Source organism: Streptomyces sp. NPDC107559, assembly GCF_055657365.1.
Genome location: NZ_JBVKBD010000002.1, coordinates 852,093 through 868,549, shown reverse-complemented (window position 1 = coordinate 868,549; position 16,457 = coordinate 852,093). Strand labels below are relative to the sequence as shown.

Annotated in this window: 17 protein-coding genes; 7 read left to right on the top strand and 10 right to left on the bottom strand. The window is 71.0% G+C overall.

Features of this window, described 5'->3' with window-relative positions; translation table 11 throughout:
- Nucleotide 1 precedes the first annotated feature (1 nt).
- From ACZ7OY_RS10295 to ACZ7OY_RS10280, 4 genes are all read left to right on the top strand, one after another.
- Entirely contained in the window at nt 2–391 is a 390-nt protein-coding gene (locus ACZ7OY_RS10295) for an FMN-binding protein (RefSeq protein WP_471910993.1), read from the top strand.
- 218 nt (nt 392–609) lie between these two features.
- On the top strand, nt 610–1,749 hold the full coding sequence (locus ACZ7OY_RS10290; protein ID WP_471910992.1) for an ABC transporter ATP-binding protein: 1,140 nt from the start codon (nt 610–612) through the stop codon (nt 1,747–1,749).
- Complete coding sequence (locus ACZ7OY_RS10285; protein ID WP_351611084.1) at nt 1,746–2,399, top strand: ABC transporter permease; 654 nt, start codon at nt 1,746–1,748, stop codon at nt 2,397–2,399. Before ACZ7OY_RS10290 ends, ACZ7OY_RS10285 begins: the two co-directional genes overlap by 4 nt.
- Nucleotides 2,396–3,064, top strand: coding sequence for an ABC transporter permease (locus ACZ7OY_RS10280; RefSeq protein WP_385532310.1), 669 nt, complete (start codon nt 2,396–2,398; stop codon nt 3,062–3,064). Before ACZ7OY_RS10285 ends, ACZ7OY_RS10280 begins: the two co-directional genes overlap by 4 nt.
- A 98-nt stretch (nt 3,065–3,162) precedes the next feature.
- On the opposite strand, the gene ACZ7OY_RS10275 is transcribed toward ACZ7OY_RS10280, so the two are convergent.
- The 4 genes from ACZ7OY_RS10275 to ACZ7OY_RS10260 are packed head-to-tail and all read right to left on the bottom strand — an operon-like array spanning nt 3,163 to nt 7,355.
- Nucleotides 3,163–3,768, bottom strand: a complete 606-nt coding sequence (locus ACZ7OY_RS10275) for a GTP-binding protein (RefSeq protein WP_351613476.1) — start codon at nt 3,766–3,768, stop codon at nt 3,163–3,165.
- A complete protein-coding gene (locus ACZ7OY_RS10270; protein ID WP_471910991.1) occupies nt 3,755–4,255 on the bottom strand; it encodes a DUF742 domain-containing protein in 501 nt (166 codons plus the stop codon). The genes ACZ7OY_RS10275 and ACZ7OY_RS10270 overlap by 14 nt, the downstream gene beginning before the upstream one ends.
- Nucleotides 4,256–4,293: 38 nt before the next feature.
- Nucleotides 4,294–4,770, bottom strand: coding sequence for a roadblock/LC7 domain-containing protein (locus ACZ7OY_RS10265; RefSeq protein ID WP_351613471.1), 477 nt, complete (start codon nt 4,768–4,770; stop codon nt 4,294–4,296).
- On the bottom strand, nt 4,767–7,355 hold the full coding sequence (locus ACZ7OY_RS10260) for a sensor histidine kinase (protein ID WP_471910990.1): 2,589 nt from the start codon (nt 7,353–7,355) through the stop codon (nt 4,767–4,769). Before ACZ7OY_RS10260 ends, ACZ7OY_RS10265 begins: the two co-directional genes overlap by 4 nt.
- 335 nt (nt 7,356–7,690) lie before the next feature.
- Between ACZ7OY_RS10260 and ACZ7OY_RS10255 the strand changes: the two genes are divergently transcribed.
- A complete protein-coding gene (locus ACZ7OY_RS10255) occupies nt 7,691–8,647 on the top strand; it encodes an ABC transporter substrate-binding protein (RefSeq protein WP_471910989.1) in 957 nt (318 codons plus the stop codon).
- 73 nt (nt 8,648–8,720) lie between these two features.
- Here ACZ7OY_RS10255 and ACZ7OY_RS10250 read toward each other — a convergent pair whose 3' ends face one another.
- The 4 genes from ACZ7OY_RS10250 to ACZ7OY_RS10235 all read right to left on the bottom strand — a co-directional run bounded on the left by ACZ7OY_RS10250 (nt 8,721) and on the right by ACZ7OY_RS10235 (nt 12,165).
- Nucleotides 8,721–10,070, bottom strand: a complete 1,350-nt coding sequence (locus ACZ7OY_RS10250; protein ID WP_471911209.1) for a glycoside hydrolase family 43 protein — start codon at nt 10,068–10,070, stop codon at nt 8,721–8,723.
- A 248-nt stretch (nt 10,071–10,318) separates the two neighbouring features.
- Nucleotides 10,319–10,774, bottom strand: a complete 456-nt coding sequence (locus tag ACZ7OY_RS10245) for a tellurite resistance TerB family protein (protein ID WP_351613462.1) — start codon at nt 10,772–10,774, stop codon at nt 10,319–10,321.
- A gap of 208 nt (nt 10,775–10,982) precedes the next feature.
- The gene (locus ACZ7OY_RS10240) at nt 10,983–11,468 is read right to left on the bottom strand and encodes a DUF6114 domain-containing protein (protein WP_471910988.1); all 486 of its coding nucleotides are present in this window, start codon (nt 11,466–11,468) and stop codon (nt 10,983–10,985) included.
- 4 nt (nt 11,469–11,472) lie between these two features.
- Nucleotides 11,473–12,165 (bottom strand): DUF6230 family protein, encoded by a 693-nt coding sequence (locus tag ACZ7OY_RS10235; RefSeq protein WP_471910987.1) that lies wholly within the window; start codon nt 12,163–12,165, stop codon nt 11,473–11,475.
- 653 nt (nt 12,166–12,818) lie between these two features.
- On the opposite strand from ACZ7OY_RS10235, the gene ACZ7OY_RS10230 reads away from it, so the two are divergent.
- On the top strand, nt 12,819–13,463 hold the full coding sequence (locus ACZ7OY_RS10230) for a Tat pathway signal sequence domain protein (protein WP_471910986.1): 645 nt from the start codon (nt 12,819–12,821) through the stop codon (nt 13,461–13,463).
- An 18-nt stretch (nt 13,464–13,481) separates the two neighbouring features.
- Here the strand turns inward: ACZ7OY_RS10230 and ACZ7OY_RS10225 are convergent, their stop codons facing one another.
- On the bottom strand, nt 13,482–14,435 hold the full coding sequence (locus tag ACZ7OY_RS10225) for a lytic polysaccharide monooxygenase auxiliary activity family 9 protein (protein WP_471910985.1): 954 nt from the start codon (nt 14,433–14,435) through the stop codon (nt 13,482–13,484).
- A gap of 233 nt (nt 14,436–14,668) precedes the next feature.
- Nucleotides 14,669–15,319 (bottom strand): ScbR family autoregulator-binding transcription factor, encoded by a 651-nt coding sequence (locus ACZ7OY_RS10220; protein ID WP_471910984.1) that lies wholly within the window; start codon nt 15,317–15,319, stop codon nt 14,669–14,671.
- Nucleotides 15,320–15,502: 183 nt separating this feature from the next.
- On the opposite strand from ACZ7OY_RS10220, the gene ACZ7OY_RS10215 reads away from it, so the two are divergent.
- Nucleotides 15,503–16,405 (top strand): ScbA/BarX family gamma-butyrolactone biosynthesis protein, encoded by a 903-nt coding sequence (locus tag ACZ7OY_RS10215; protein WP_471910983.1) that lies wholly within the window; start codon nt 15,503–15,505, stop codon nt 16,403–16,405.
- Nucleotides 16,406–16,457: the final 52 nt, after the last annotated feature.

The window sequence follows — 16,457 nt, the reverse complement described above, 5'->3', positions numbered from 1 at the left end:
CGTGAAACGAGCGATACCCGTCCTGGTCCTGAGCGTCGCGGGCCTCGTCCCGGTGTGGCGCTACGAACCCTCCGGCGCGACGTCGTCCACGCAGGCCGCCGGGCCGGCCCGCACGTCGACGTCCGGGTCCTCGGAGGTCGTCACGGGTTCGACGGTGAACACCGTGGAGGGCCCGGTACAGGTGGAGGTGACGTTCGAGGGCGACAGCATCGCTTCCGTACGGATGCTCCGGCAGCCGAACCACCCGCAGACGACGGCCGCCGTACCGAAGCTGATCACGGAGACGCTGCAGGCGCAGAGCGCGGACATCGACACGGTGTCCGGCGCGACGTTCACGAGCGACGGCTACCGGAAGTCGCTCCAGGCGGCCATCGACGCGAAGGGCGCCTGACGCGCGGCGCGGCGAACACGTCACGGGATTCCCGGTCTCGCCGCGACCTGCGCACCCCGGGACCTCCGGCGGCCGCCGCGCCACAGGACGCACCCCGGGAGCCGCAGTCCACAGTGCCGTGACGAACCCGGTCTAGACTCTCCCCGCATCGGCCCGGCAACGACGACCGTGACCGAAGCAGGGCCATTTCCTGCCAAACCCGAAGGGCATTCGGCGTTTTGATACGGATAGATTCAGTCACCAAGCGGTACCCGGACGGCACGGTCGCGGTCGACCGGCTCTCGTTGGACATCGAGGACGGCTCGATCACCGTCCTCGTCGGTCCCTCGGGCTGCGGGAAGACCACGACCCTGCGCATGATCAACCGGATGATCGAGCCGAGCGAGGGCACCATCCTCCTCGACGGGGCCGACATCCGGCAGCAGCCGGTCAACACCCTGCGCCGCTCCATGGGTTACGTCATCCAGAACGCCGGTCTCTTCCAGCACCGCACGATCGTCGACAACATCGCCACCGTGCCGCGGCTGCTCGGCTGGGGCAAGGAGCGGGCCCGTACCCGGGCCCGCGAGCTGATGGAACGGGTCGGTCTCGACGCCTCGCTCGCCAAGCGCTACCCCTACCAGCTCTCCGGTGGCCAGCAGCAGCGCGTCGGGGTGGCACGGGCGCTCGCCGCCGATCCGCCGGTGCTGCTGATGGACGAGCCGTTCTCCGCCGTCGACCCCATCGTGCGCAAGGGGCTCCAGGACGAACTCCTGCGCATCCAGGCGGAACTGGGCAAGACCATCGTCTTCGTCACCCATGACATCGACGAGGCGGTCAAGCTCGGCACGATGGTCGCCGTGATGCGCACCGGCGGTCATCTCGCCCAGTACGCCCCGCCCGCCGAACTGCTCTCCGACCCGGCCGACGCGTTCGTCGAGGACTTCCTCGGCTCGGACCGGGGCATCCGGCGGCTGTCCTTCTTCCCGTCCGGCGGACTGGAGTTGCAGACGGCTCCGGTCGTCGCCCTAGACGCCGACGCCGGGAAGATCGCCGCGCGCGGCTCGGCCTCCGGCGCCCCCTTCCTCCTCGTCACGGACCTGGACGGCAGACCTCTGGGCTGGGGCGACCCGAAGGACCTCGCGGCGGGGGAGATCGAGCCCGGCCGACTGCTGTCCCACGGACGGCCGTTCGTGCACGGGAAGGACTCGCTGCGGGACGCGCTCGACGGAGCCGTGCTGTCGCCGACCGGCTGGGCGGTCGGCGTGGACGGCACCGGACGGGTCGTGGGGGTGGTGTCGCAGCAGGCCGTCGGCGAGGCGATCCGCAGCGCGCACGCCCTGGACCGCGGCGGCGACGAGGCACGGACCGTCCGGTGAGCGGCTTCTTCGACATCCCCAGCGACCTCCAGCACACCTACGCGGGTCTGATCGGTCTGCATCTGCGTGAGGCGCTGGTGCCGGTCCTCGTCGGGCTGGCCGTGTCGCTGCCCGTCGCCCAGCTCTGCGTCCGCTTCCGCTGGCTGTACCCGCCCGTGCTGAGCGTGACCACCGTGCTGTACGCGATCCCCTCGCTGGCCTTCTTCGTCGTCCTGATCGACTACACCGGCCAGAGCGAGACCACGGTGATGATCCCGCTCGCCGTGTACAGCATGGTGCTGCTCGTGCCGGCGATCGTCGAGGGCGTGCGGTCGGTGCCGCCGGAGACCCTGGCCGCCGCCACCGCCATGGGCTTCGGACCCGTACGCCGTTACGTCCAGGTGCAGTTGCCCATCGCCGTGCCCGCGATCATCGCGGGCCTGCGGGTGGCCACCGTCTCCAGCATCAGCCTGGTCAGCGTCGGCATGCTGATCGGCAACCAGGGCGCGCTGGGCAACCTGCTGCACGACGCCCAGATCTACAACCGTCCCGAGCTCGCGGTGAACTCCGTCGCGACGACGGCCGTGCTGGCGATCCTGGCCGACGCGGCGCTGGTGGCCGTACGGCTGCTGCTGACCCCCTGGATGCCGAAGGAGAGCACGGCCCGGTGAACCTGCTCCAGTTCGTCCACGCCTTCTTCGGCGACGGCTCCCACTGGCACGGCTACGACGGCATCCCCACCCGGGTCCTCGAACACCTCCGGTACTCCCTGGAGGCGCTCGCCATCGCCGCCGCGATCGGACTGCCGGTCGGCCTGGTCACCGGGCACTACGGCCGGGGCGGCAACGCCCTCGCCCTGCTCGCCACCGCGGGCCGGGCCCTGCCCACCTTCGGCCTGCTGGTGCTGGTGGTCACCTGGCTCGGCTTCGGCCTGGGGCCGGTGATGATCCCGCTGGTGGTCCTCGCCGTCCCGCCGATCCTGGTCACCACCTACGAGGCGGTCCGCTCCGTCGACCCCGCCCCGGTGGACGCGGCCCGGGGCATGGGGATGCCCGAGCCGCGGATCCTGTTCCAGGTGGAACTGCCGGTCGCCCTCAGCCTGATCCTCGGCGGCCTTCGCTCGGCGGCCGTCCAGATCGTCTCGACGGCCACCATCGCCGCGTACGTCGGACTCGGCGGGCTCGGCCGGTACATCATCGACGGCCTCTACCAGCGCAACTACGAGAAGGTCGTCGGCGGTGCCACCCTGGTGGCCGCGATGGCACTCGCCACCCTCGCGGTGTTCTGGGCGGTGGGCAGGCTCGCGGTGTCCCCGGGGGTACGGCGCGGCACCTGACGGCCGCCGGGCCCGCGCCCGGGCCCGAGGCGTCCCGCGCCCAGGCCCGAGTTGGCCCGCGCCCGGGCCCGGCGTGTTCTGCGCCGGCCCGGCAGGTCCTACGCCGCGCCCTCGGTGCGGGCCAGCGCGAGCTCCAGCACGACGAGCAGCGCGTCCCGCACCGAACCCTGTTCGCGGGCGTCGAACACCGACAGCGGGGTGCCCTCGGCGATGTCGAGGGCCCAGCGGACCTCGTCCAGCGAGTGCTCGACCTTCCCGTCGAAGGCGTTGACCGCCACCGCGAAGGGGATGCCCTTGTGCTCGAAGTAGTCCACGGCCGCGTAACAGTCGTCCAGGCGGCGGGTGTCGACGATGACCAGCGCGCCGACCGCACCCTCGACGATGTCGTCCCACATGAACCCGAACCGCTCCTGCCCGGGGGTGCCGAACAGGTACAGCTTCAGGGTGGGGTCGATGGTGATGCAGCCGAAGTCCATCGCGACCGTGGTCGTGGTCTTCTGCGGGGTGTGGGTGAGGTCGTCCACCCCGGCCGCGACCTCGGTGATGGCGGCCTCGGTGGTCAGCGGCTCGATCTCGGAGATGGAGCCGACGGCGGTGGTCTTGCCCACGCCGAAGCCGCCCGCGATCACCATCTTCACCGGCAGCGGCGGCCGTACGGTGCGCTGCGCGGCCGCGCCCCGGGTGAGCGGTTCAGTCGGTGTCACGGAGTATTCCTCGGGAGTCGGGGATGGCCCGCAGGCCTTCGATAACCCTGCGCAGGACGGACGCGCCGTGGGTGACGCCCGCGTCCGGCACATGCACGCTCAGCTGCCCGGCGCGGCGCAGGTCCTCGGCGAGGACCCGCACCACGTTCAGGTGCAGCCGCAGCCTGGCCGCGATCTCCGCGATGGACTGCGGCTGCCGGCAGGCGGCGACGATGTCGTGCCGCTCGAAGGAGAGCCGGTCGAGCCCGTCGAGTCCGGCGACGGTGGTCACCAGCTGGGTCTCGACGGGCATCGTCCGTCCGGACTCGGCCTCTCCCGAGCCCGCCACACGCCCGGCGGTGACCAGGAACGGCCGCACGGCGGAGGCGGGTCCGACCGGAACCGGAACCGGATCGGCGGCCGGGACCGGGTCCGCCTCCGCAACCGCCTCCGGCCCCGCGACCGGGTCCGTGACCGGGTCCGGAGGTGGTGCGGCGCCGTCCGCCATGAGGAGCTCTCTTTTCTCTCGCGACCGGCGGCGGCCGGTCAGCGCCGGGACGCCGCGCCGACGCTGTTCTTGAGTTCGAGCACGAGCTGGGGGCTGAGCGCGGCGCCCGCCCGGTTGGCGAACACCGTCATCTCGTACGCGATGTTGCCCAGCTTGGCCTCCTTGTCGGTGACCACACCGAGCACCGCGCCGCTGCCGATCGCGGAGACCAGCACATGGCCGCCTTCGAGGTCGATGATGACCTTGTTCAGGCCGCCCAGACCGTAGTTGCCCGAGGCGCCCGCGGCCAGGCTGGTGATGCCGGAGACGATCGCCGCGAGACGCTCGGAGTCGGCGTGCTCGCGCAGTTCGGAGACGGCGATGAGCAGCCCGTCGGAGGACACCGCGATCGCGTCGACCACACCTGCGGTCTCTGTGGCGAAACGATTGAGCAGCCAGGTGAAGTCGGCTGCGGCGGCCTGCAGATCGGTCGGCGCGGCCTCGCCCGACGGGGTGTCACCTGTCGACGTACTCACTGCTCGGCTCCTTCCGGGAGGTGGTTCGGGTCGTGCGGGTCAAGAGTGGCCGGGACCGGCTGGGCCGGCAGGGGATGCGAGGCGGTGTCCTGGTGGGCGCGTTCCACGGCCGCCTCGAACTCCTCCAGCGCGGAGCGGACGGCGTCGGCGTCGTCCGGCACGGCGGTCTGCCGCGCGGCCTGCTGCCCGGCGTCCACGGTGGTACGGAGGGTGGCGCCGCGCACCCGACGGCGCAGCGGCCGGGTTTCGCCGGTGCCGTCGGCACCGCGGGCGGACGCCGTGGACCCGGCACGGGGTGCGGGGACCTGCGGAGCAGGCCGGTCCGTGGCGTCCGTCGCGGCGCCCGTCTCCGGAGCGTCCGCCGGGTTCTGTGCGCGCCGCGCGTCCGCCGGGTCCTGTTCGCGCCGCAGGACACGGCGGGGGAGGGCGCCGGGGTGCTCGTCGGCCGTTTCGACCGGCGACGCCACGGCGGAGGGTGAAGGCCTGGGACCGGAGGCGGCGGCCGCACCCGCGGTGGTGTCGGGGTGGGCCGGGTCCGAGAACCCGGCAGGGCGGCCGGAGGCCACCGCGCTCATCGTCAGCAGCAGCGACGACGGGATCGTCACCTCGGCGGTCACACCGCCGCCCCGGGTACGGGACAGGTCGACCCCGACCTCCCAGCGCCGGGCCAGCGTGCCCACCACGAAGAGGCCGAGCACCTTCGTCGGCACCAGGTCCAGCCGCTCGCGGCGGATCAGGCGGCCGTTCTCCTCGGCGAGCCGTTCGGCGCTCATGCCCAGACCGTGGTCGGCGACCGTGATCGTCGCGCCGGTGTCCCCGGAGCGCACGGTCACCTCCACGGGACTGCCCGCGGGCGAGAACGACACGGCGTTCTCCAGGAGTTCGGCGACCATCAGGGTCAGGTCGCCGACCAGGTCCGGTTCCACCATGACCGTGGTCCCGGCGTGCAGCTCGACCCGGTGGAAGTCCTCGATCTGGCCGAGCGCGGCCCGTACGACGTTGGCGAGGGCGGTGGGTCCGGAGGACAGGACGGTCTCGCGGATGCCGGCCAGCAGCATCAGGCTGTCCGCGTTGCGGCGCAGCCGGACCGCGATGTGGTCGATGGAGTAGAGGTGTTCGAGGAGCGCCGGGTCGGTCTCGCCGCGCTCGACGGAGTCGATCAGCGCCAGCTGCCGGGTGGTGAGGTTGCTGACCCGGCGGCCCATGTTGCCGAACATCTCGGCCACGTTGCGGCGGCTGAGCACCTGACGTTCCAGCAGCGCGACCGCGGTGGTCTGCACCCGGTTGAAGACCTCGGCCAGCTCGCCGATCTCGTCGTGGGCGGTGACGGGTATCGCGCGCAGCATCGGCGGGCCCTCGGCCTCGGCGTCGTCGTCCGCCACGCGGGCGAGCTCCCGGCCGGCCACGTCGGCGACCTCCTGCGCGGCCCCGGTGAGCGCCTGCACCGGGCGGACCACGGAGCGGCGGACCGCCACGGAGAAGGCGATCCAGGCGGCGAACCCGATCAGCGCCAGGCTCAGCAGCAGACCGGCGCGCCACTGGGCGCCGGTGGAGGCGTCGTCGGCCCGGTCTGCGATCTGGTCGATCAGCGAGGTGGTGATCTTCAGCCGGTCCTGCGCCTGTTGCAGATAGCCCGGATAGGAGTCGATCGAGTCCCGGAGCGCCGCGCGGATCTGCGCGGTGGTCTCGGCCTGGAGCGCGCTGGGGTCGATCTGGAGTTCGGCGTAGTGCCGGATGATGGCGGCCTGCGCGCCGGTGTGCTCGATGCCGCCGAGCTCGTCGGCCTGTTCCTCGGTGGCGAACTGCGCGAACCGTTCGGCCTGGTAGGTGTACAGCTCGTAGGAGCCGACCGCCCCCGTGAACTCGATGAGCGCGTTGGTGTCACCGGTGCGCGCGGAGAGCACTCCGGTCTCGAAGGCGCCGTGCGCCGCGTCGGCGCGCAGCAGCGAGTCGAGCAGGGTGCCGGTGAAGGTGGCGGCCAGGTCGGCGTCGCGGTCCAGGCCGAGGCCGTTGATGAGGCCCTCGGCGGCGCCCGCGTACGCCGGGTCGATGTTGTCGGCGGGCAGATAGCCCTGCTCGATGGTGTTCCGCAGGTTCTCCAGACCCTCGACCTCGCGCAGGGCCTGCGCCTCGGCGGCCGGCAGCCGGTCGCCGAAGGTGTCGCGCACCTTCTCGACCTGGGTGTCCACGGCCAACTGCGCCATGCGGTAGGCCTCGGAGGAGGGCGTGCCGCCGTCGTACGCCGCCTGGTGCCGTACGGACAGCAGGATGGCCTGCTGGTGCTCGGCCTGCACCCGGCCGACGAGCTGCGCGACCTGGGTGCTGTCGCGGACCAGTTGGGCCGCCGACGCGGCGCCGGAGGACTCCTGCACCAGGTCGGTGATGAGGTAGCCGAGCAGGACGGCGACCACGGTGAGCGGAACGCCGACGAGGATGTTGAGCTTGCGCCTGAAGGGCCACCGGTCGGCGAAGTCCCGAACGCTCCCGCGTCCGGGCGGGGCCGGTGGTGCCGACCGTGGGGATCCCCCCTGCTCGGGCGAGGCCGAGAGCCTGGGGGAGGACGCGTCCACCTGATTCGTGGACACCGGGCCTCCTTCACGGGTGCTGCGCGATGCGTGCTGTGTCGCGTGACCGGTTTCGATCGTCTGAAAAGGGGCGTCGTGCCTCGCGAGCTGCCTGGAGACTACCTGTTCATTGATCGATCAAGGACCTCGCTCTACGTCAAGATCCGGTCACAACCCGTCTGTCGTGGCCCTATGTCCGGCTCGTTCATGCAGCGTTTACAACGCGGCGCTTATCGAAGCAAATCGGTGACCGGAATCCCCTTGACTGATCACGAACAGGCTGGATTGGATCAGGAGAGCTCTGTATCGACCGCACCACCGCAAGGTCCGCCAACCCCGAACCCGGAACGGGAATCGTGACTTCCAACGCCCACAGCAGCACGTTCATCCGGAGACACCCCGGCGCGGCCGCCGTCGCGCTCGCCGCGGCGACGGCCCTGCTGGCGGGATGTTCCTCCTCCGACGGTTCCGACGACCCGCTGGCGGAGGGCAAGACGGACGGCAAGTCGGTCGTCGTCGGCTCCAACAACTTCGCCGAGAGCATCCTGCTCGCCGACATCTACGGCGAGGCCCTGAAGGCCAAGGGCGTCGAGGTCACCTACAAGCCGAACATCGGCAGCCGTGAGACGACCTACGGCCTGCTCAAGAACGGCTCCATCACCGTGCTGCCCGAGTACAACGGCGCGCTGCTGGCCTACCTCGACGCGAAGGCCGCGCCGAAGACGATCGAGGCCACGACGGCCGCGATCGGCGCGAAGCTGGACGCCAAGCTCGAACTGCTCGACCCGGCGCCGGCGCAGGACAAGGACTCCGTCACGGTCAACGCGGAGACCGCCAAGAAGTACAACCTGACGTCCCAGTCCAGCATCGCCGACCTCAAGGGCGTGGCGAAGGACCTGGTCCTCGGCGCCTCGCCGGAGTTCCAGACCCGGCAGCAGGGCCTGGTGGGCCTGAAGTCCGTGTACGGCCTGGAGTTCAAGTCCTTCAAGGCGCTGGACGCGGGCGGTCCGCTGACCCAGGCCGCGCTGAAGAAGAACACCGTGCAGGTCGCGGACCTCTTCACCACCGACGCGACCATCACCCAGGAGAAGCACGTCGTCCTCCAGGACCCGGAGAACCTCTTCGGGTTCGAGAACGTGCAGCCGCTCGTCTACAAGGGCGGGCTCTCCAAGGAAGGCGCCGCCGCGCTCAACGCGGTCTCGGCCAAGCTCGACACCGAGACGCTGCTCGCCCTGGACACGAAGGTGCAGCTGGAGAACAAGGACCCGCTGGACGTCGCTAAGGAATGGCTGGCCTCGGTCGGCCTGGCCTGAGCCCACGGCCCGCCGCCGCCCCCGCCGACGGCAGGGGCGGCGGCGCGCTTCGCCCGGCAGGCGGTACGAGCGCTCAGTGGCCGACGCGGAAGGTCGCGTCCTGCTGCTCGGTGGCCGTGGACACGGGGTCGATGCGCAGGACGTAGTCCGAGTGGCGGATGTACCGCGTCGGGTAGTTGTACGAGCGGAACGACGACCAGCTCGCGTCCGCCAGGCCGGCCGTCCGGTAGTACGTCGCGTCCTGGGCGAACGCCGACGTGCCGTCGTCGACGTCCAGCCGCAGTCGGTAGTCGGAGTGCCGCAGATACCGGGTCGGGTAGTTGACCGACCGGAAGGAGACCGCGGTGCTGTCGGCCAGCCCCGGGACCAGCTTCCACTGCGAGTCCGCGTACGGGTCGAAGGGATACTCGTCGATCCGGCCCACGTAGTCGGAGTGGCGGACGTAACGGGCCGGGTAGTTGTAGGACTTCAGCCGGTTCCAGGCCGGCGCGCCCCATGTGGCCAGCAGGCCGGTGTACTCGGCCGTGGTGATCGGCTGGATCGTGGCGTGCTTGGAGTTCACCGGCTGGGTGTACGTCCGCTGGTCCACCGCGGTCCAGGTGCCGGCCGACAGGCTGCCGCTCTGCCAGGCGTAGAAGACTCCGTTCGGGGTGTACGTGTCGCCCCAGAGCCACCAGGAGCCGCTCGTCGGCGACTTGACGAGGATCGGCGCCTCCGTGCCACCGTGCGCCACGCCGGTGCTGAAGGCGGTGAAGCTGCCCGGGGTGAGCGACGTGGACCGCGCGCCCACCAGGGCCTGTGCCGAACTCGATTTGAAGTAGAGGTAGTTGACGCCGTTCACGCCCACGGCCAGGTCGCCGTCGATGACGTCGTAGCCCGGGTCGAAGAACACCTGGGGGGCGGACGCGGTGACGAAGTCGGTCGTGTAGTTGACCATGATGACGTTGTGGCCGCTGCCGTTGACGGCCGAGTAGATGATTCCGTACTGGCCGCGTCCGGCGTCCCAGTAGGCCTCGGGCGCCCAGCTGTGGGTGTTCATGTCGTGCAGTTTCAGCCGGTGGTAGCCGGTGAAGGTGCGCAGGTCGGCCGAGTTCCAGACATGGACGTACTGGCTGACGTAACTCCAGTCGGTGCCCTTCAGGTCGGTGGCGAGCACGACGAACGTGCCGTCCTGCTTGCGCAGGATGAAGGGGTCGCGCAGGCCGCCGGCGCCCTCGGTGGGGGTGACCACGGGGTTGTTCTGGTTCAGCGGGGTCCAGTTCAGCGCGTCCGTGCTGACGGCCAGATGCAGGCCGTAGTCGGTGCCGGTGCCGCTCGGGGACTCGGTGAAGTAGCCCATGACGTAGGCCGAGTCGGCGGCGCGGGCGGTTCCGGCGCCCAGGGCGAGCGCGCCGGAGAGGGCGAGCGGCACGGTGGCGGTCATGCCGAGGAACGTGCGGCGGGACGCGTGGGGGGCTGCGGGCACGGATTCTCCAGAGGGAGTGGGGGCGCCTTCGGGGTGACATCCATTCGAAATGTCGAACCAGGTTCGGTAAGTCGGTCAGAAAGTAAGGGCGTGGCGCGTGCACGTCAATCTTTGGTGCGGGCTTGGCCGGATCCGGACGGCAGCCGGGGACCAGGACCGGGGCCGGGGACCGGGGGCGGACCCCCGTTCCCCGGGCGGCGAGTGGATCAGAGGTCGAACTCGTGCGGCGGCAGCTCCAGCGTGAAGCACGCCTCGCGCACCACGGCCTGCTCCGTCTTGTCGAAGTCGCCGTCGGCGCCGCCGATGACGATGCCGATCTGGATCACGGCGCGCGCCTCGGCGGGCTTCTTCTTCGCCTTGGCGACCTCCTGCAACACGCTGACCTTGCCGAACGCGAAGTCGGCCGTCAGCTTGTCCAGGTTCTCCTCGAAGCGCCGGCGCAGGTCGTCGGCGGGGAAGTTCTGCAACACCTCGTTGGTGGCGATGAGCTGGGCGACGCGCTGCCGCTCGGCCGGGTCCACGGTGCCGTCCGCCGCCGCGACCAGGGCGCACATCGCCATGCTCGCGTCGCGGAAGGCGCCGCTCTTGAGGTCGTTCTTCTTCGCCACGAGCTGGGTCTGCATCGTCGACGCGGACTCCTTGATGCGGTCCCACAGGGCCATGAGAACTCCAGATGTCGGTAGTCGTCAGTGCTGTGTGCTGATGAGTTCCGTGGAGCGCGAGCGGTGCTTCGCGCCGCCGGCCTCTACAGCACCGTAGAAACTAACGAGCCGGAGGATAAGTTCCGGTGACCTACGGACATCCGGACGGCGGCGGGTTCGGCGGGAGGTCCGGTCCGCCCGAGCCGCCCGCCGAACCCGCCCGCCGGTGTCAGGCGGGCCCGCCCGCTCCGTTCAGACCGTTCAGCGAGGCGTCCCCGCCCTGTCGCGGCGGCTGCGCCCGATGCTCCTGCGCTGCCTCCCGCCTGCGGTCGCGGCGGCTGCGCCGCGGCTCCTGGTCCGGAAGCCAGCCGAAGGCGAGGCAGCTGCCGGTCACCCCGAGGAGCAGGCCGATGAAGAAGCCCCCCAGGTTCGAGGTGACCCAGGTGCCCAGGGTGATCAGGACGCCGGTGATCGAGTAGAAGAGCCGCTGCGTCGGGTTGAAGAGGATCAGCAGCCCGCACAACACCATGAGCACAGGCAGCAGATAGCCCGCGAGGCCCTGCATGCCGATGTGCACGACGACCTTCAGCGACGCCTTCTCGGTCAGCAGGATCCACGTACCGCCCAGGGCGAGCAGCAGCCCGCCCCAGAACGGCCGCTGGGCCCGCCAGGCTCGGAAGGCGGACCGCGGTGACTGCCGTGGACGGTTCGGCATGGGGTCAGCAGGCCTTGTCGCTGAAGCTCAGGTGCAGGTTCGGCAGGGTGAACACACCGGCCGTGGTGGCGTAGTTCGTCTGCCGCAGGTTGTCGATGTGCACGGTGTCGGCCTGCTGGCTGAAGACGCCGATCGGGCCCTTGACGCCCGCCTTGTCGAGCTCGCTGGCGTCGTTGCCGATCTCGATGCCGTGGAACTCGGCGTCGCCGGACAGCAGCGTGGAGTCGGTGGTCAGGTCGACGGCGTGCACCCGGTCCTTGCCGTCACCCGCGGTGATGTGCAGGTTGATGCCGCCGAGGTCGACGCTCTGGCACAGCTTGGTGAGGTGGGCGTCATGGATGGCCGAGGTGACGACCAGTACCTGTCCGCCGGTGTCGCCCGCGTTGGGGCTGCCGTCCGCCATGTTGTCGAGGGCGCCGAACTGCTCGAATCCGTCCCCGTCGAGTTCGGTCGCGGTGACGGTGAAGGGCATACCGGAGATCGAGAACTGCACGCCGAGGGCCCCCTGCGCGGTCAGGACCGCCAGGCCGGCGGCGACCAGGGTGGCGGGTACCGCCATCACCGCGGCCCGGCGCATACGGACGCGTCCGCGGCGGCCGGATCCGGCGGCGACCGCCGCCGTCGCGGCCGCGGAACCGCTTTCCGGGTTCTCTGGGGTGTTGTCTTCGGACGGCGTGACGTCCGGGGACGAGGCCATGTCTGCTCCCGTGGGCATAGTCAGTGCGGGTTGGGCTTCAGTGGCGCGTTGTCCTGGCGCGGACAGCGGCTGCGGCGCGCCCCTCCTTGTGACTCCCGGCTCCCACAAGGGCTTTCACGGTTACGCAGCAGTAGCCGCCGAGGAAGTTACCGATGGTTACAGTCAAGGGTCAAGAGAGATGTGGAAAAAGGGTGTCGATTGTGCTTCACCTATGGATCAAGGAATTCAGAAGGCGTTACGACAACCGAGGGATTTCGCCAACTTCCTTGCCCCTGCTTGACGTTGACGGGGCATCAGGTCTACAACTCTCGTTGGCTCAGCCCGGATCCGTGGCGCCGGATCCCTGACGCGGCGACTGCCCGCGTTCCCGGCCTCCGTCCCCAGTGACCCACGAGTCCGCATTCCTCCCGGCGCCGCCACGGCCGCCTTCCGGCGAACCGTGACCGGTCGCCCTTTCCGCCCGGCCCGGCCGCCGGCTCCCCCACGGTCGTCGGCCCCGGCCGGCGGCTGCTGTTGCCGGCCCGTCACGTACGGAGAAGGCGTCACGGGTCGGCAATGGCGGACGCCCGAGCGCGTCCTCGCCGACCCACCCCCCACGCTGCCCGACCCGCAACCCCCCGCAACGCCCCCCACTTCGGAGAAGAGGCACCCGCATGCGCACACGCACCCTCCTCACGCTCGTCGGCACCGTCGCGGCCCTGGCGCTGCCGATGGCCGGAACCGCCTCGGCGGACGACGTCGCGGTCCTGACCGCCGGCGGCAACCCGGTCGCGAGCGGCGACACCCTCGTCGCGAACCTGGCGAGCGGCACCAGTGCCACCCTCTACTCGAGCGCGACCGGAACGAGCGGCATCTCCTGCACCTCGTCGCAGTTCACCGCCACGGTCGGCGACAACCCCGCCGCGCCGGGCACCGCCACCGAGTCCCTGGCGTCGCACACCTTCGCCGCCGCCAGCTGTTCCAGCAACGTCATCGGGGTGCTCGGCGTCACCAGCATCACGGTCGACAACCTGCCGTACACCACCGCCGTGTCCTCCGACGGCACCGTCACCGTGACCCCGGCGGCCGGTTCCACCATCCAGACCACGGCCAAGCTGCGCACCCTGCTCGGCTCGATCACCTGCGTCTACCAGGCCCCGTCGCTCTCCGGCACGGCGAGCAACACCGACAGCAGCATCTCCTTCGTCAACCAGCAGTTCACCAAGGTGTCAGGCTCGTCCCTGTGCTTCGCCAACGGCTACTTCACCGCGAAGTACGCCCCGGTGACGGACGCGGGCGTCGCGGTCACCGTCAACTGACCTACCCGGCAGGGAGGTTCAGCGCCTCCGCAGACGGCTGAAGACGGCGGCGCCCCCGGTGAGCACCAGCACCGCGGCGGCGCCGCCCGCCAGGAGCGGAGCGGAGGGCCCCGACCCGGCGTCGGTGCCGGCTGCCACCGGCGTGCTGTCGGCCGCCGCGGCCACGGCGGCCGGCTCCGAGGTCCGCGCCGCCGCCGGCGTCGACACGCCCGCGGACGGGGTCGCGCTCCGGTGCGCCGATGCGGAGGGCGACGGACGGGTGCTCGCGTGCGCCGGAGCGCTCGCGGGCGCCGTGGTCCTCGCGGCCGAGGTGGCCTTCGAGGACGTCGCGGCCTTCGGGAACACCACGTCCGAGCAGGAGTAGTAGGTGTCCGGGGTGCTGCTGGTCTGCCAGATCGTGTAGAGCACCTGGTGTCCCGTCCGGTCCGAGGGGAGCCGGGCCGAGAAGTGGTACGCGCCGTTGGACAGCTTCGGGTCCGTGATCTGGGCGAACGGCTGGGTGGCCAGATCCGACCAGGTCAGCGACTTCGACGGGTCGTAACCGGGCTTCGTCAGGAACAGCTTGAACGTGCCGGCGTGCGCGATCGTCGCGGTGTACGTCATCGTCAGCGTCCCGCCCGGGGACACGCGCGTGGCCGGGAAGTCCGCGCGGGCGAGGTCGAGGCCCTTGTACGAGGCCAGGCCGCCACTGCACAGCTTCCCGTCGGGAATCGTCTGCCGGTCCCGGCCGCCCACGTTCGGGACCCGGATGTCGTCCCAGGCGGCGAAGTTCTGCCCGCTCGCGGCCGCGGCCGCCCGGCAGGCCGCGTTCCCGGCCGAGCCGCCCTCGGGCGAGCAGGCGAACGCCCGGCTGGCCGGACCGGTGGGCGCGCCGTGCGCCAGGGCGGGTGCCGCGGTCCACAGGCTCAGCAGGAGCGGGGTCACGGCGGTGGCCGCCAGGGCGGTGCGGCGGTGTGCGGTCATCCGGGACATCCGGAACGTCTCCTCGGCGGGCGCGGGAACGGTTCTGTTGTGTCCAGTACGGCGCCCGGGGCCTGCGCGTTCAGCCGACGGCGAAGGGCAGCCCGGCGACGGGGACACGGGCGCCACTCGATGACGGGTGCACCGGGCAGCGCCCGGTGACGGGGACGTCGGGCAGCGCCGCCCGCCGCGGCGACGCGCGGCCCCGCATCAACGGCCGCCCGCCGCCTGTGATGTGCAGTCCGCTACGTCGCGACCGGTGCGTCGGCGTCTTCCAGGATCCGGGTGCCCCGGTCGGCGCCGCTGTCGAGAGCGGGCAGCAGGCCCGGCACCGCGATGCTGGGCAGCATGTGCGTCCACAGCACCGACAGCCGCTCGGCCAGGTCCGCGCGGCCGGTCAGCGCCCGCGACATCAACTGGATGCCGGTGAACGCGCCGACCAGCAGCTCCACCGTGTCCCGCGGCCGCACGGTGGGCAGCAACTCGCCCTGGGCACGCGCCTCTTCCATCAGTTCCGTCAGCCGCCCGGCCCACTGCCGGAACGGTTCCGCGAAGTCGATGCCGGACGGCGTCGCCTGGTCGACCGCGAGCCGGACACTGCCCCGCAGCAGGGAGTTGCTCAGCAGCCGCATGCCCACGACGAAGGTCATGTCGATGATCTCCTGCAACTTGCAGGGCTGGGACGGCACGGCGCCGAACGGCACCTGCTCGTCGAGCACCGCCTGGGCGAGGGACTCCTTGGAGGAGAAGTGGAAGTACAGGGCGCCCTTGGTGACTTCGGCCCGCTCCAGCACCATGGCGATGGTGGTGGTGGTGTAGCCGTGCTCGTCGAAGACCGCGCCGGCGGCTTCCAGGATCGCCCGGCGCGTCCTGATGGCGCGCTCCTGCCTTGCCATAACAGCCCCTCCGCACCGCCGAGTCGGCCGACTCCCGCGATCGAGTGCCGGATCGGCCCGATCATCGGGCGTCGTCCACTGATCTCATTGAAAACAAACCGGTCGCCTCGTACTCTAACGCTTATTCGATCGGGCACTTGGCCGTCCGCCATGGCCTTCGGGGGAGACCGTAGGGAGAGGGACATGCCGAGACCTCGCCGGAGAGTCGAGACCCCGTCCATGACGGCGACCGTCGCCCGCGAACTCGTCCACCGCGCGGCGGTGGCGGAGACCCTCCTCACCGACTGGAAGCGGACCGAGGCCGACCGTTTCCAGGTGTCGGCGCAGTGGCCGCGAGCCCATGAGTTGCACGTCTCCTGCGACCGTACCGCGTACGACCCGCTCCTGGTCGTGGAGACCGTACGGCAGAGCGGGACGCTGATCGCGCACACCGAGTACGACGTGCCCCTGGGGCACCAGTTCGTGCTCGACGACCTACGGGTGGAGACGTCCGCCCGGCACCTGGCCGTCGGTGTGCTGCCCGCCGAACCGATCCTCGACATCGCCTTCACCGACGTCCGCTACCGGGGCGCACGCCTGGCCGGCGCCCGCTACACGGCGGAGGTCCGCTGCGCGGGCGAGCAAGTAGCGTACGCCGACGTCGGTTTCACCTGCCTCAGCACGGCCGTCTACGAACGGCTGCGGGCCGGTCGCACCACCGGCCCCGCGCCGGACCGGCCGCCGCGGGCCGGACTGCCGTCGGCCGGTGTGGCCCGGGTCCGGCCCGCCGACGTCGTACTGTCCCCGACGGACGGCCCCGACCGCTGGGAACTGCGGGTGGATACCGCGCATCCCGTTTTCTTCGACCACCCGCTCGACCATGTGCCGGGGATGCTGCTCCTGGAAGCGGCCCGGCAGGCGGTCCTGTGGTGGTCCGACCGGAAGCGGGACCCGGTTTCCTACCATGCGCGTTTCCACCGGTACGCCGAACTGGACAGCCCGGTCTGGATAGGTCTGACCTGCCAGGAGGACGGGACGCTGCAAGTCGTGGGCGAGCAGGGCGAGTCGACGGTCTTCGAATGCCTGGTGGGTACGGCGGGGCGGTGAGTTATCGTGTGCGGGGAGTCAAAACAAACGGCATGACCCGTTCTTTACGGCC

Excerpts from the sequence above, each read along its gene's own strand:
- ACZ7OY_RS10270 (WP_471910991.1), bottom strand. The coding sequence starts at position 4,255 with ATGGCGGACGGCGCCGCACCACCTCCGGACCCGGTCACGGACCCGGTC.
- ACZ7OY_RS10250 (WP_471911209.1), bottom strand. The coding sequence starts at position 10,070 with ATGACCGCCACCGTGCCGCTCGCCCTCTCCGGCGCGCTCGCCCTGGGC.
- ACZ7OY_RS10245 (WP_351613462.1), bottom strand. The coding sequence starts at position 10,774 with ATGGCCCTGTGGGACCGCATCAAGGAGTCCGCGTCGACGATGCAGACC.
- ACZ7OY_RS10240 (WP_471910988.1), bottom strand. The coding sequence starts at position 11,468 with ATGCCGAACCGTCCACGGCAGTCACCGCGGTCCGCCTTCCGAGCCTGG.
- ACZ7OY_RS10235 (WP_471910987.1), bottom strand. The coding sequence starts at position 12,165 with ATGGCCTCGTCCCCGGACGTCACGCCGTCCGAAGACAACACCCCAGAG.
- ACZ7OY_RS10230 (WP_471910986.1), top strand. The coding sequence starts at position 12,819 with ATGCGCACACGCACCCTCCTCACGCTCGTCGGCACCGTCGCGGCCCTG.
- ACZ7OY_RS10225 (WP_471910985.1), bottom strand. The coding sequence starts at position 14,435 with ATGTCCCGGATGACCGCACACCGCCGCACCGCCCTGGCGGCCACCGCC.
- ACZ7OY_RS10220 (WP_471910984.1), bottom strand. The coding sequence starts at position 15,319 with ATGGCAAGGCAGGAGCGCGCCATCAGGACGCGCCGGGCGATCCTGGAA.
- ACZ7OY_RS10215 (WP_471910983.1), top strand. The coding sequence starts at position 15,503 with ATGCCGAGACCTCGCCGGAGAGTCGAGACCCCGTCCATGACGGCGACC.